Source organism: Xanthomonas cassavae CFBP 4642 (assembly GCF_000454545.1).
Classification (GTDB): domain Bacteria; phylum Pseudomonadota; class Gammaproteobacteria; order Xanthomonadales; family Xanthomonadaceae; genus Xanthomonas; species Xanthomonas cassavae.
This window is the reverse complement of the sequence record NZ_CM002139.1, coordinates 2,467,768-2,479,904: the sequence shown is the minus strand read 5'-3', so window position 1 is coordinate 2,479,904 and position 12,137 is coordinate 2,467,768. Positions and strand designations below refer to the sequence as shown.

At 64.4% G+C, this 12,137-nt stretch carries 14 protein-coding genes; all 14 read left to right on the top strand.

Annotation, left to right across the window (positions count from 1 at the left end; all coding sequences use genetic code 11):
* The coding region (locus XCSCFBP4642_RS30035; RefSeq protein ID WP_235048290.1) for a hypothetical protein at positions 1–364 on the top strand (364 nt) is incomplete at its 5' end.
* A complete protein-coding gene (locus XCSCFBP4642_RS0110945) occupies positions 315–1,514 on the top strand; it encodes a flagellin (RefSeq protein WP_029219815.1) in 1,200 nt (399 codons plus the stop codon). The genes XCSCFBP4642_RS30035 and XCSCFBP4642_RS0110945, both read left to right, overlap by 50 nt.
* A 272-nt stretch (positions 1,515–1,786) precedes the next feature.
* Complete coding sequence (gene fliD, locus XCSCFBP4642_RS0110940) at positions 1,787–3,112, top strand: flagellar filament capping protein FliD (protein ID WP_029219814.1); 1,326 nt, start codon at positions 1,787–1,789, stop codon at positions 3,110–3,112.
* A gap of 150 nt (positions 3,113–3,262) precedes the next feature.
* Positions 3,263–3,676, top strand: a complete 414-nt coding sequence (gene fliS / locus XCSCFBP4642_RS0110935; RefSeq protein WP_029219813.1) for a flagellar export chaperone FliS — start codon at positions 3,263–3,265, stop codon at positions 3,674–3,676.
* A gap of 8 nt (positions 3,677–3,684) precedes the next feature.
* Positions 3,685–3,978, top strand: coding sequence for a hypothetical protein (locus XCSCFBP4642_RS0110930; protein WP_029219812.1), 294 nt, complete (start codon positions 3,685–3,687; stop codon positions 3,976–3,978).
* Positions 3,978–4,544, top strand: a complete 567-nt coding sequence (locus XCSCFBP4642_RS0110925) for a PilZ domain-containing protein (RefSeq protein ID WP_029219811.1) — start codon at positions 3,978–3,980, stop codon at positions 4,542–4,544. Before XCSCFBP4642_RS0110930 ends, XCSCFBP4642_RS0110925 begins: the two co-directional genes overlap by 1 nt.
* Positions 4,545–4,613: 69 nt before the next feature.
* Positions 4,614–5,246, top strand: coding sequence for a response regulator transcription factor (locus XCSCFBP4642_RS0110920; RefSeq protein WP_003482986.1), 633 nt, complete (start codon positions 4,614–4,616; stop codon positions 5,244–5,246).
* Between the two features lie 248 nt (positions 5,247–5,494).
* The gene (gene rpoN / locus XCSCFBP4642_RS0110915; RefSeq protein ID WP_029219810.1) at positions 5,495–6,898 is read left to right on the top strand and encodes an RNA polymerase factor sigma-54; all 1,404 of its coding nucleotides are present in this window, start codon (positions 5,495–5,497) and stop codon (positions 6,896–6,898) included.
* Positions 6,899–6,906: 8 nt separating this feature from the next.
* On the top strand, positions 6,907–7,290 hold the full coding sequence (locus XCSCFBP4642_RS0110910) for a response regulator (protein ID WP_005997154.1): 384 nt from the start codon (positions 6,907–6,909) through the stop codon (positions 7,288–7,290).
* Entirely contained in the window at positions 7,283–8,767 is a 1,485-nt protein-coding gene (locus tag XCSCFBP4642_RS0110905) for a sigma-54 dependent transcriptional regulator (RefSeq protein ID WP_029219809.1), read from the top strand. Before XCSCFBP4642_RS0110910 ends, XCSCFBP4642_RS0110905 begins: the two co-directional genes overlap by 8 nt.
* Before the next feature lie 119 nt (positions 8,768–8,886).
* The gene (locus XCSCFBP4642_RS0110900; RefSeq protein ID WP_029219808.1) at positions 8,887–9,996 is read left to right on the top strand and encodes a DegT/DnrJ/EryC1/StrS family aminotransferase; all 1,110 of its coding nucleotides are present in this window, start codon (positions 8,887–8,889) and stop codon (positions 9,994–9,996) included.
* A 64-nt stretch (positions 9,997–10,060) separates the two neighbouring features.
* Complete coding sequence (locus XCSCFBP4642_RS0110895; protein WP_024939600.1) at positions 10,061–10,285, top strand: acyl carrier protein; 225 nt, start codon at positions 10,061–10,063, stop codon at positions 10,283–10,285.
* A 5-nt stretch (positions 10,286–10,290) separates the two neighbouring features.
* Positions 10,291–11,331: a ketoacyl-ACP synthase III gene (locus XCSCFBP4642_RS0110890; protein WP_029219807.1), complete on the top strand. Its 1,041-nt coding sequence runs from the start codon at positions 10,291–10,293 to the stop codon at positions 11,329–11,331.
* 34 nt (positions 11,332–11,365) lie between these two features.
* Positions 11,366–12,133 (top strand): SDR family NAD(P)-dependent oxidoreductase, encoded by a 768-nt coding sequence (locus XCSCFBP4642_RS0110885; protein ID WP_029219806.1) that lies wholly within the window; start codon positions 11,366–11,368, stop codon positions 12,131–12,133.
* Positions 12,134–12,137: the final 4 nt, after the last annotated feature.

Here is a 12,137-nt window from a genome sequence, read left to right as displayed (position 1 = left end):
CCGCGTCGCCGAAGGTCAGTTGCATCGTCATCGTCCTGGTGCCTCTGTGCGATTGTCGCAGGATCAGGGGGAGTTGTTCAGAGTTTCCCTAAAGATCTTCGGGGTGCTGCCGAATAAACCAAACCCCTTGTCGCACAACGCTTATGCTTTTCGTCCTGACGCAGAAAACAGTAAAAAAATACTGAATTCCGCTAAAGGTTCCCGACGCAACGCCGTTATTCATCTCAGCAGCGGCAACGGCCAACTTGATGGCCCCCCTGCGGAGGCTCCAGGCAAGTCCCCCTTGCCGGAAAAATCGCTTAGGAGAGATCAAAATGGCACAGGTAATCAACACCAACGTAATGTCGCTGAATGCTCAGCGTAACCTCAACACCAACAGTTCAAGCATGGCGCTGAGCATTCAGCAGCTGTCCTCCGGCAAGCGCATTGTCAGTGCTTCGGTGGACGCCGCTGGTCTCGCCATCTCCGAGCGCTTCACCACGCAGATCCGTGGCGTGGACGTTGCCGCGCGCAACGCCAACGACGGTATCTCTCTGTCCCAGACCGCCGAAGGCGCCATGGTGGAAATCGGCAACAACCTGCAGCGTATCCGCGAACTGTCGGTGCAGTCGTCCAACGCCACCAATTCGCAGACCGACCGCGACGCGCTGAACTCAGAAGTCAAGCAGCTCACCGCCGAAATCGATCGCGTCGCCAACCAGACCAGCTTCAACGGCACCAAGCTGCTGGACGGCTCGTTCACCGGTGCGCTGTTCCAGGTCGGCGCCGATGCCGGTCAGACGATCGGCGTCAGCAACATCGTCGATGCCAACATCGACTCGCTGGGCAAGGCCAGCTTCGCCGCCGCGGTCAGTGGTGCAGGCGTCACCGGTACCGCCACTGCCTCCGGCTCCATCAGCGGCATGTCACTGTCCTTCAACGACGCCAGCGGCGCTGCCAAGAGCGTCACCATCGGAGACGTCAAGATCGCTTCCGGCGACACCGCAGCCGACGTCAACAAGAAGGTCGCCTCGGCGATCAACGAAAAGCTGGATCAGACCGGCATGTATGCCTCGATCGACACCAGCGGCAATCTGAAGCTTGAGTCCCTGAAGGCAGGCCAGGACTTCACTGCGCTGACCGGCGGCAGCTCCAGCGCTGCGGGCATCACCGCTAGCGCCGGCCTCACCACCGCCTCTGCCGCGTCCGGTAGTACCGCCGTCACGCTTAGCAGCCTGGATATTTCCACGTTCTCCGGTTCGCAGAAGGCCCTGGAAATCGTCGACAAGGCGCTGACTGCGGTCAACTCCTCGCGCGCCGACATGGGCGCAGTGCAGAATCGCTTCACCTCCACCATCGCCAATCTGGCTGCCACTTCGGAGAACCTCACCGCCTCGCGCAGCCGGATCGCTGATACGGACTATGCAAAGACCACCGCCGAGCTGACCCGTACGCAGATCCTGCAGCAGGCCGGTACCGCCATGCTGGCCCAGGCCAAGTCGGTTCCGCAGAACGTGCTGAGCCTGCTGCAGTAACCGCAGTCATCTGCCGTAACACTCCGGCAGCGCTTCGCAGCAAGTCCAAAGCCTCTCTTCGGAGGGGCTTTTTTGTGCCCGCAGATCGAGACGAGGCGGCAGCACGGATTACCGGCGCGGGTTTCTTGAGGCCTCTGCGGCATGGAAATTGCATTGTGTGATGCCGTGAGCGAGACGCTTCGATGCCGCTAAAGTCATCGCGGATGCGGCCGATACCCGCTTCGTAATCCCACGCGTCCTTCTGTTTCGGACGCCCAGACGAGGAATGCACCATGGCATCGTTGGTCAGCACGTCCACCTCTGGACTGGACATCCCCACATTGGTGTCCAAGCTGGTGGCCGCGGAGAAAAATCCCCAACAGAACCGCATCAACAGGGCCGGTACCACGGCGACGACGCAGCTGTCGGCCATCAGCCAGATCAAGAGCAGCATGACCACGCTCAAGTCCGCGCTGGACAAGGTGGTCGGCAGCGCCGACACCAATGCCTACAAGGCCACGGTGCCCACCGATGCCGGCTTCACCGCGACCACCACCAGTTCGGCGGCACCGGGCAACTATTCGGTCGAAGTGGTGGCGCTGGCAACTGCGCAGAAACTGGCCTCGGGCGCGTTCACTGCCGATGCCACGGTGGGCAGCGGCACGCTGACGATCGGCTATGGCGACGCCAGCGTCACTGTGGACATCAGCGGCACCGACAAGCTCACCGACATCGCGGCGGCCATCAACAAGGCTGCAGGCGGCAAAGGCGTCACCGCCAGCGTGGTCACCGCCAACGACGGCCAACACCTGGTCTTCAATGCAGTCGATTCCGGCACCAAGGGTGCGCTGACCATCAGTGCCAGCGACCCAAGCCTGAGCGGCCTCGCCTATGGCCCCGGCGTCACCGGCGGACTGAACCAGACCGTGGCCGCAGCCGACGCACTGGTGCGTGTGGACGGCTTCGAGCGTACCTCCAGCTCCAATACCGTCAGCGACATTGTGCCAGGGGTGGTACTCACCCTCACCAAGGCCGCCGAAGGTACGAAGTTCAATCTGGGTGTGGCCGCCGACACCAGCGGCCTCAAGGGCAACCTCACCGCCTTCGCTGCCGCCTACAACACTGCCAACACATTGCTGGCCAAGAGCAGCAGCTACGACGCGACGACCAAGACCGCTTCGGCACTGACCGGCGACTCGCTGGTGCGCAGCCTGCAGCAACAGCTGCGTGGCCAGGTCAGCGGCAACGTCAACGAACTCAAGGCCCTGGGCCTCACCATCGACAAGGATGGCGTGATGAGTTTCGACGGCGCTAAGTTCGACACCGCCATCGCCGCCGACGGTGGCGCCGCGGCCGACACCTTCGGCAAGGACAGCAAGTTCGGCGGCACCCTGACCAAGCTGCTCGACAGCAACGTCAATGTGACCAACGGCACCCTCACCCTGCGCTCGGACAGTTTGAACAAGGCCATCAAGGGCTACGAATCGGAGCTGGACGACCTCGATGCGCGCATGGAAAAACTCAGCGACCGCTACACCGCCCAGTTCACCGCGATGGAAACCATGATCAGCAAGTTGCAGGGCAGCACCAGCTCGCTCAGCAGCCTGCTGACAAGCTGATTTCCGTGATGCAGATCCTCAAGTCCTGTCAGGGTATTGCCGATACAAGAAGGGCCTATCGTGATTTCGGCCTTGCCTGTCGGCAGGAGCGTCGTCGCAGGAGCGCAGCGCTCCGGGACCCGCGAAGGTCAGCCCATTGAGGAGTCATCCATGTACGGTTCCAATCGTCAGTACGCCGAGCAATATCGCAAGGTCGGCGTGTCCACCAGCGTGACCGAAGCCGACCCGCACAAGCTGGTGTCGCTGCTGTTCGCCGGCGCCTGCCAGCGCATCCGTCTGGCCCAGGCCTGCCTGGTGCAGGGCGACCAGGCGCGCAAGGGCAAGGCCATCGGCGAAGCCTGCGCGATCGTCGGTCACTTGAACGGCTCGCTCGATCACGAAGCCGGTGGCGAGATTGCCGGTAACCTGTCGGCCCTGTACGACTACGTCATGCAGCGCCTGACCGCAGCCAATCTGCACAACGACGACACCGCCTTGACCGAAGCGCTGGATCTGCTCAGCGAAATCGATTCGGCGTGGAACTCCATTCCCCTCGAACAACGCGGCCTCTCCGCCGTTTCGTGAGTCCAACCATGCATAGCGTGCAAAGCCTTCAGGCCGAAATGGCCGACATCCGGATCGCCATGGCGAACGAGGAATTCGAAGTCATGCCGCTGATGCTGGATGCGCACGACCTGCACCTGCGTCAGTATGCGCAGCACGTGGACCTCGACCAGGACCGCGATGCCCTGCAGACGCTGCTGACGATGCACCAGGACCTGATGCGGCTGATGCGCGAGCGTCAGCGCAAGTTGCTGGATCTGATCCGCGCGCAGCGGACCTCGTCGTCAGCCAGCCGCGCCTACGCCCGGGTCGGCCGGATCTGATGTCCGCGCTCGGCACACTCGCGCCGGCGGCAGAGGCCGAGCTGTTTGCCGACACGCTCAGCTGCCAATTGCGCCTGCCGGCCGGCTTCAACGTCGGTGGCGACGCCGGCGCCCCCAGTGCCGCGGAAACCCTGCTGCGCAGTCTTGGCCAGGTCGAGGACCTGCGCAGCGAAGAAGCCAGCGAAGACCGCGGCGAACTGCCGCTGCTGGTGCAGCGCATGGACGCCAAGCTCGATCTGATGCTGGCGCTGATCGGCCGCCTGGTGCGCCAGGGCGACAGTGGCCTGATCCAGAACCTGGTGCACTGGTCGGTGCGCGGCATCCGGCTGAATTGCGCAACCAGCCATGCGGCGGGCACCACGGGCGTGGTGTGCCTGCAACCGTCCGACTGGCTTCCTGAACTTGTACAGCTTCCAGCACAGGTGCTGGCAAGCGCGAACGACGGTCACGATCAGTGGGTGTGGCTGCGCTTCGCACCGCTTGCACCTGGGTTGCAGGATGCTCTGGAACGTCATCTGTTTCGTTTGCACCGCCGCCAGATCGCCGAGGCCAGGCGCCAGCGCTGACGCTGCCAGTTGGCGTCAGGCGCCTGGTCGGCTAAGGTGCCCTATACCGAAAAAGGTCCCTTCTGCGCCGTGCGAGTCATCATCGTCGACGATCACACCCTTGTCCGTGCAGGCCTGTCCAGGCTGCTGCAAACCTTCGCCGGCATCGATGTCGTCGGCGAGGCGAGCAACGCGCAACAAGCCCTGGATATGACATCCCTGCATCGCCCCGATCTGGTGCTGATGGACCTGTCGCTGCCCGGGCGCAGCGGACTGGACGCCATGACCGATGTGCTGCGCGCCGCGCCACGCACGCATGTGGTGATGATGTCCATGCACGACGACCCGGTGCATGTGCGCGACGCGCTCGATCGTGGCGCCGTCGGCTTCGTGGTCAAGGATGCCGCCCCGCTGGAGCTGGAACTGGCGCTGCGCGCCGCGGCCGCCGGCCAGGTGTTCCTGAGCCCGCAGATTTCTTCCAAGATGATCGCCCCGATGCTGGGCCGCGAGAAACCGGTCGGTATCGCGGCCCTGTCGCCGCGCCAGCGCGAGATCCTGCGCGAGATCGGTCGCGGCCAGAGCAACAAGGAAATCGCTGCAGACCTTGGCATCAGCGTCAAGACGGTGGAAACCCATCGCGCGCGCATGATGGAGTCGCTGGGCTGCCGGCGTGCGAACGATCTGGTGCTGCTGGCGGCCAAGCACCACAACGAGCTGGTCTGAGCAACTCCCGCAGGCTGTTTGCCCGGCTGTCAGGATGGTGAAAGGTGCATTCGGGCCACGTCGGCCTAAAACAGTGACGGGATTCCGTCAGGCACGCTTCAGTTCGCCAAAAACGTCAGGGGATTCCCCACACGCTGTCGGGAAAATCACGAGCCACCTCACCCAACTCCCCGATTAGAAACCCGTCGCTTTGTCCTGCAAGATGCGTTCCATCGCTGCTGCGTGCAGTGCCCTTCGGAAGCGCTTCTATGAAGACGACTATTTCCGCCCAGCTTGGCCAGCAACTGCACCTCACCCCACAGCTGCTGCAGTCGATCCGTCTGTTGCAACTGGACGGCATGCAGTTGGAGTTGGAAATTCGTCGCGCGCTGGAAACCAATCCGTTGCTGGAGTTGGAAGAGCTGGCCGATCACGGGGACGAGGCGGCCACCAACGACGATGGCGCCACCGATGTCGCCGCGTTCGACGAGCTGCCGGAAAGCACGATGTGGGACGTGCAGAGCAGCAGTTGGAACGAGGGCGACGACGACCGCATGCAGCGCGTGGCAGCCGGCGAATCCACCGACCCGCACGTGCGCATCCTGCGCGAACTGGCGCTGGACCTGGACGAGGCGGCGTTGGGGGCCGCTGCGTTCTGGCTGGAGCACACCGACGACGCCGGCTACCTGGCCGACGCACTGCCCACGCTGCAGCAGCTTGGCGCCACGCGGTTGGGGATGACTGCGCAGGCCGTCGAAGCGGTCCGCCAGCGCCTGCTGCACGGCGACCCCGCCGGCCTGGCCGCCTGCGACCTGCGCGAGTGCCTGCAGGCGCAGCTGAGCGCCCTGCCCGGCCGCGTGCCGGCCCGCCACCTCGCCGCGCGCATCCTGGCCGGCGATCTGGACCTGCTGGCCAGCCACGACTACGCACTGCTGGCGCGCGCGCACGACGCCGAAGTGGACGATGCGCGCGAGGCGGTGCGGCTGATCCTGTCGCTGCAACCACGCCCCGGCGACGACCTGCTGCAGGAAAGCAATGCCAGCGTGATCCCGGACGTGCTCGCCTGGCATGCCGACGGAAGCTGGCGCGTGGCGCTGAACCCGGCCACCACCCATCGGGTCAGCATCAACCCGGTGCACGAACGCGCGCTGGCCGATGCCGGTGACGCGGCCCAGCCGCTGCGCGACATGCTGCAGGAAGCCCGCTGGCTGACCCGTGGCCTGTCGATGCGCTACGAAACCCTGCTGCGCGCCACCCGTGCCATCGTCGAGCGCCAGGCCGCCTTCCTGGCCCGCGGCGAGGAAGCCATGGCGCCATTGACCCTGAAGGAAATCGCCGACGAGATCGGCATGCACGAATCGACGATTTCGCGCATCACCACCGGCAAGTACCTGCAGACTCCGCGCGGCACCTTCGAACTCAAGCACTTCTTCGCGGTGCGCCTGGAAGGCGCCAGCGTCTCCGGCCAGGCGGTCAAGGCCATGGTGCGCCGCCTGATCGAGAGCGAGCCGGCCGGCCGGCCGCTGGCCGACGAAGCCATTGCCGGCCTGCTGTCGCGTCAGGGCGTTAATATTGCGCGCCGGACCGTGGCCAAGTACCGCGAACAACTGGATATCGCCCCGGCCCGCGAGCGCCGCCGCACCACCAAACCGCTGCTCGCGCGAGCGGGATAAGGACTACTATGAGCAAACTCACCGTGCTGCTGGTCGACGACCACGAGGGCTTCATCAACGCTGCGATGCGTCATTTTCGCAAGGTGGAGTGGCTCAACATCGTGGGCAGTGCCGCCAACGGACTGGAAGCGATCGAGCGCTCTGAGTCGCTGCGCCCCAATGTCGTGCTGATGGACCTGGCCATGCCGGAGATGGGCGGCCTGCAGGCAACGCGTCTGATCAAGACGCAGGACGATCCGCCGTATATTGTGATTGCGAGCCACTTCGACGATGCCGAGCATCGTGAACACGCTCTTCGCGCGGGTGCTGACAATTTTGTCAGCAAGCTGTCCTATATCCAGGAAGTCATGCCAATCCTGGAGGGCCTGACGGAAGGAGCCAGGAATGAGTGAGTCACGCATTCTGTTGATCGACAGCGACGCCGTGCGCGCCGAGCGCACCGTCTCGCTGCTCGAATTCATGGACTTCAATCCCCGCTGGGTCACCGACGGCGCCGACATCAACCCTGGCCGTCATCGCCACGACGAATGGATGGCGGTGATGGTGGGCTCGGCGCAGGACGCCGCGCAGGCAGACAAATTCTTCGACTGGCTGGCCGACGCCAAGCTGCCTCCCCCCGTGCTGCTGATGGAAGGCAGCCCGAGCGAGTTTGCGCAATCGCATGGCCTGCACGAGGCCAACGTCTGGGCGCTGGACACTCCCCTGCGGCATGCGCAGCTGGAAGCGCTGCTGCGCCGTGCCAGCCTCAAGCGGCTGGATGCCGAGCACCAGGCGGGCGTACAGCAGGACACCGGCCCGACCGGCAACAGCGAAGCGGTGACGCGGCTGCGTCGCCTGATCGACCAGGTGGCCGCATTCGACACCACCGTGCTGGTCCTGGGCGAATCCGGCACCGGCAAGGAAGTGGTGGCGCGTGCCATCCATCAACATTCGCCGCGCCGCGATGGCCCGTTTGTGGCGATCAATTGCGGCGCGATTCCGCCGGACCTGCTGGAAAGCGAACTCTTCGGCCACGAGAAAGGCGCCTTCACCGGCGCCCTGAGTGCGCGCAAGGGCCGCTTCGAAATGGCCGAAGGCGGCACCCTGCTGCTGGACGAGATCGGCGACATGAGCCTGCCAATGCAGGTCAAGTTGCTGCGCGTCCTGCAGGAGCGCAGTTTCGAGCGTGTGGGCGGTGGCCAGACCATCCGCTGCAACGTGCGCGTGATCGCCGCCACCCACCGCAACCTGGAAGCGCGCATCAGCGACGGGCAGTTCCGCGAGGACCTGTTCTACCGTCTCAACGTGTTCCCCATCGAAATGCCCGCACTGCGCGAGCGCGTTGACGATCTGGCCATGCTGGTGCAGACCATCGCCGGCCAGCTGGCACGCACCGGCCGCGGCGAAGTGCGCTTTGCCGACGAAGCCTTGCAGGCACTGCGCAGCTACGACTGGCCCGGCAATGTGCGCGAGCTGACCAACCTGGTGGAGCGCCTGGCGGTGCTGCATCCCGGTGGACTGGTGCGCGTGCAGGATCTGCCGGCGCGCTATCGCGGTGATTTTGCCTCGTCCATTCCGGTCGAGTTGCCGCCGGAGCCGGCGTTGGTCGCCGCGCCCACCGACGCCACAGCGCTACCCAGCAATGTGGTGACGCTGCAGCCCAAACCCACCGATGCCGAGCCGGCCTCGGCAGCCAGCCTGCCCGACGACGGTATCGACCTGCGTGGGCACATGGCCAACATCGAACTGGCGCTGATCAACGAGGCGCTGGAACGTACCCAGGGCGTGGTCGCCCACGCGGCGCAGCTGCTAGGCCTGCGCCGCACCACCCTGGTCGAGAAGCTGCGCAAGTACGGCATCGACCGCGAACAGACCGAGTTGGCGAACTGAGCGTGCCGACGCACGTGAGGTTCCGCTCGCCGGCATAGCGCTTGCTTCCTCCGGGTACACTGCCCGCGGCCATCGGCTGCGGCGGAATCCCGACATCCACCCGCACCAGCGAGGCATTGATGCCCATCCCCGTCACCAGTCCGCTGCTGCCGCCGCTGGAAGAGTTCCTGCCCTATCTGGAACGGATCTGGAGCAGCCGCATCGTCAGCAACGGTGGCGAGATGCATCGGGCATTGGAGCAGGCGCTGTGCGCCTACCTGGGCGTCCCGCACCTGGCACTGCTGACCAACGGCACCACCGCCCTGATCACTGCCTTGCAGGCGCTGCGCATCACCGGCGAGGTGATCACCACGCCCTACTCGTTCGTGGCCACCGCACATTCGTTGCTGTGGAAGAGCATTACCCCGGTGTTCGTGGACATCGACCCGGTAACGCTCAACATGGACCCGTCCAAGATCGAAGCGGCCATCACCCCGCAGACCACCGCGATCATGCCGGTGCATTGCTATGGCACCGCCTGCGACACCAGCGCCATCACCCGCATCGCCGACATCTACAACCTCAAGGTGATATACGACGCCGCACACGCCTTCGGGGTGCGCGATGACGGCGGCTCGATCCTGCGCCACGGCGACCTGAGCGTGTTGAGCTTTCATGCAACCAAGGTGTTCAACACCTTCGAAGGCGGCGCAATCGTGTGCCCCGACGAAAAGACCTATCAACGTATCGGGCATCTGAAGAACTTCGGTTTCGTCGACGAGACCACGGTGGTGGCGCCCGGCATCAACGGCAAGATGAACGAGATCAGCGCAGCGTTCGGTCTCTTGCAGCTCAAGCACATCGACGAGGCCATTGCGCAACGCAGCACCATCGATGCGCAGTACCGGCAACGATTGAGCGACATTCGCGGCATCCATTGCGTTGCGCGGCTCGATCACTCCACGCCCAACTATGCGTACTTTCCGATCCTGGTGCAGGACGACTACCCGCTGGCGCGCGATGCGCTATACCAATTGATGCGCGAGCACGGCATCCTGGTACGACGTTACTTCTATCCATTGATCAGCGACTTCCCGATGTATCGCGCCCTGCCCTCGTCGGCGCCGGCGTGGCTGCCGGTGGCGCGCTCGGTGGCCGCCCAAGTATTGTGCCTACCGATCTTTCCCGGCCTGACCCGCGACCAGGTCGATACCATTGCCGATCTGATTGCCGGTCAACAGGCAGCATGATCGCAACACGCTGCACCTGCATTCCAGACTCCCATCTCTTCAACAGGCAACCAGGCGAGATCGCATGACCCAGGCAACGTTTATCGAGAACTTCCTTTCCGCCACCGACTTCCAGGAGCCGGTGGAGGTGACGCTGGACACCGTGCTGCTGGAATTGCCGGAGTGGGATTCGCTGGCCGCGCTGGGCGTGATCGTCATGTTCGACATGGAGTACGGCAAGACCATCACCGGCGAAGATCTCACTGCCGCCACCACCGTGGGCGATCTCTACAAACTGACCGAGGCGTAAGCACCATGCCGACCTCCACGCTGCACAACGTCCGCTTTGCCGGCATGGCGACCTGCGTGCCGAAGCGGGTCGTGTCCAACCTCACCGATTGCCGGCCGCAGATTCGCTCAGAACGCGAGCGTTTGGTGCGCAACGTCGGTATCGAGACCCGGCGCATGGCGAGCGAATGGCAATGCTTTTCGGACCTGGCGTTCGATGCAACCGAAGTGCTGCTGGAAAAACTGCAGTGGAAGCGCGAGGAGATCGATGCGCTGATCGTGGTGACCCAATCGCCGGATTACCCGATTCCGGCCACCGCCATCATCCTGCAGGACCGGCTGGGCCTGTCGCACGCCACGGTGGCCTTCGACGTCAACCTGGGCTGCTCGGCCTACCCGTTCGGCATCAACCTGCTCGGCTCGATGATCGCCGCCGGCGGCGTCAAGAAGGGCCTGCTGCTGGTGGGCGACCGCAGCGCCAACCTGGAAGACCCGATCTTCTCCGACTCCGGCACCGCCACTGCGCTGGAATTCAGCGCCGACGCGCCGCCGATGCATTTCGACCTCAACAGCGATGGCAGCGGCTACAGGGCGATCATCCTGCCGGTCGGCGGCCACCGCGAACCGGTCGCAATGCAGCACCTGATGCCCTTCCGCGAAGGGCCCGATGGTCCCTGGCGGCGCGGTGTGGACCTGATCCTGGACGGCGTGGCAGTGCTGAGCTTCTCCACCCAGCGGGTGCCGCCGGCGGTACAGAAACTGCTCGACTACACCGGCGTGTCCAAGGAGGAGGTGGATTACTTCGTGTTCCACCAGGCCAACCGCATGATCAACGAGACCATTCGCAAGAAGCTCGGCCTGCCGGCGGAAAAAGTGCCTTCGACGCTGCGCGACTTCGGCAACACCAGCGGCGCCTCGCTGCCGGTCACGATGACCGCGCGGATCAACAAGGAACTGGAAGCCGGGCCCAAGCGCGTGCTGCTGTGCGGCTTCGGCATTGGCTTGTCGTGGGGCACGTGCCTGGTGGATATCGACGGCGCAGTGTTTCCTGATTTGATCGAATCCTGAGCTCGCCGGTCGCCGCTGCAGAAAAAGAGATCCCGTGAACGACTCCCTATCCTTCAATCCCTTCAGCCTTGCCGATAAGCGCATCCTGGTCAGCGGCGCCAGTTCAGGGCTGGGCCGCGCGATCGCCCTGGGCTGCGCACGCATGGGCGGCGAGTTGATCGTCAATGGACGCGATCCGCAACGCCTGGACGCCACCCTGGCTGATCTCCGGGCCATCAGCGAGCGGCCGCACCAGGCGCTGCGTGCCGACCTGACAGTGCCCACTGAGCGCGCTTCGCTCGTCGACTCGCTTTCGGCGCCGCTGCATGGCGTGGTTCATAGCGCCGGCATCTCGCGGCTATGTCCAGCACGGATGGTCGGTGAGGCTCACCTACGCGAGGTCCAGGCGACCAACGTCGACGCGCCAATTCTGCTGACCCAGGGTCTGCTCAAACGCAACCTGATCGCCGCCGATGGCGCCATCGTGTTCATCGCATCGATCGCGGCGCATATCGGCGTGGCAGGCGTGGGTGCCTATTCTGCCTCCAAGGCCGCGTTGATCGCCTACGCGCGCTGCCTGGCGATGGAAGTAGTCAAGCGGCACATCCGCGTCAACTGCCTGTCGCCGGCGCTGGTCGATACCCCGTTGCTAGACGCCACTGCCCAGGTGGTGGGCTCGCTGGAGACCGAACGCAGCAGTTATCCGCTTGGTTTCGGGCAACCCGACGACGTAGCCAACGCCGCCATCTTTCTGCTGTCCGGTGCCAGCCGCTGGATCACCGGCACCAGCCTGGTGATGGACGGCGGCCTGACAATCAGCTGAGGAG

Bases quoted from the DNA above. Each gene is read 5' to 3' on its own strand.
- fliD (WP_029219814.1), top strand. From the start codon at position 1,787: ATGGCATCGTTGGTCAGCACGTCCACCTCTGGACTGGACATCCCCACA.
- XCSCFBP4642_RS0110945 (WP_029219815.1), top strand. From the start codon at position 315: ATGGCACAGGTAATCAACACCAACGTAATGTCGCTGAATGCTCAGCGT.
- fliS (WP_029219813.1), top strand. From the start codon at position 3,263: ATGTACGGTTCCAATCGTCAGTACGCCGAGCAATATCGCAAGGTCGGC.
- XCSCFBP4642_RS0110910 (WP_005997154.1), top strand. From the start codon at position 6,907: ATGAGCAAACTCACCGTGCTGCTGGTCGACGACCACGAGGGCTTCATC.
- XCSCFBP4642_RS0110890 (WP_029219807.1), top strand. From the start codon at position 10,291: ATGCCGACCTCCACGCTGCACAACGTCCGCTTTGCCGGCATGGCGACC.
- XCSCFBP4642_RS0110900 (WP_029219808.1), top strand. From the start codon at position 8,887: ATGCCCATCCCCGTCACCAGTCCGCTGCTGCCGCCGCTGGAAGAGTTC.
- XCSCFBP4642_RS0110905 (WP_029219809.1), top strand. From the start codon at position 7,283: ATGAGTGAGTCACGCATTCTGTTGATCGACAGCGACGCCGTGCGCGCC.
- XCSCFBP4642_RS0110895 (WP_024939600.1), top strand. From the start codon at position 10,061: ATGACCCAGGCAACGTTTATCGAGAACTTCCTTTCCGCCACCGACTTC.
- rpoN (WP_029219810.1), top strand. From the start codon at position 5,495: ATGAAGACGACTATTTCCGCCCAGCTTGGCCAGCAACTGCACCTCACC.
- XCSCFBP4642_RS0110930 (WP_029219812.1), top strand. From the start codon at position 3,685: ATGCATAGCGTGCAAAGCCTTCAGGCCGAAATGGCCGACATCCGGATC.
- XCSCFBP4642_RS0110925 (WP_029219811.1), top strand. From the start codon at position 3,978: ATGTCCGCGCTCGGCACACTCGCGCCGGCGGCAGAGGCCGAGCTGTTT.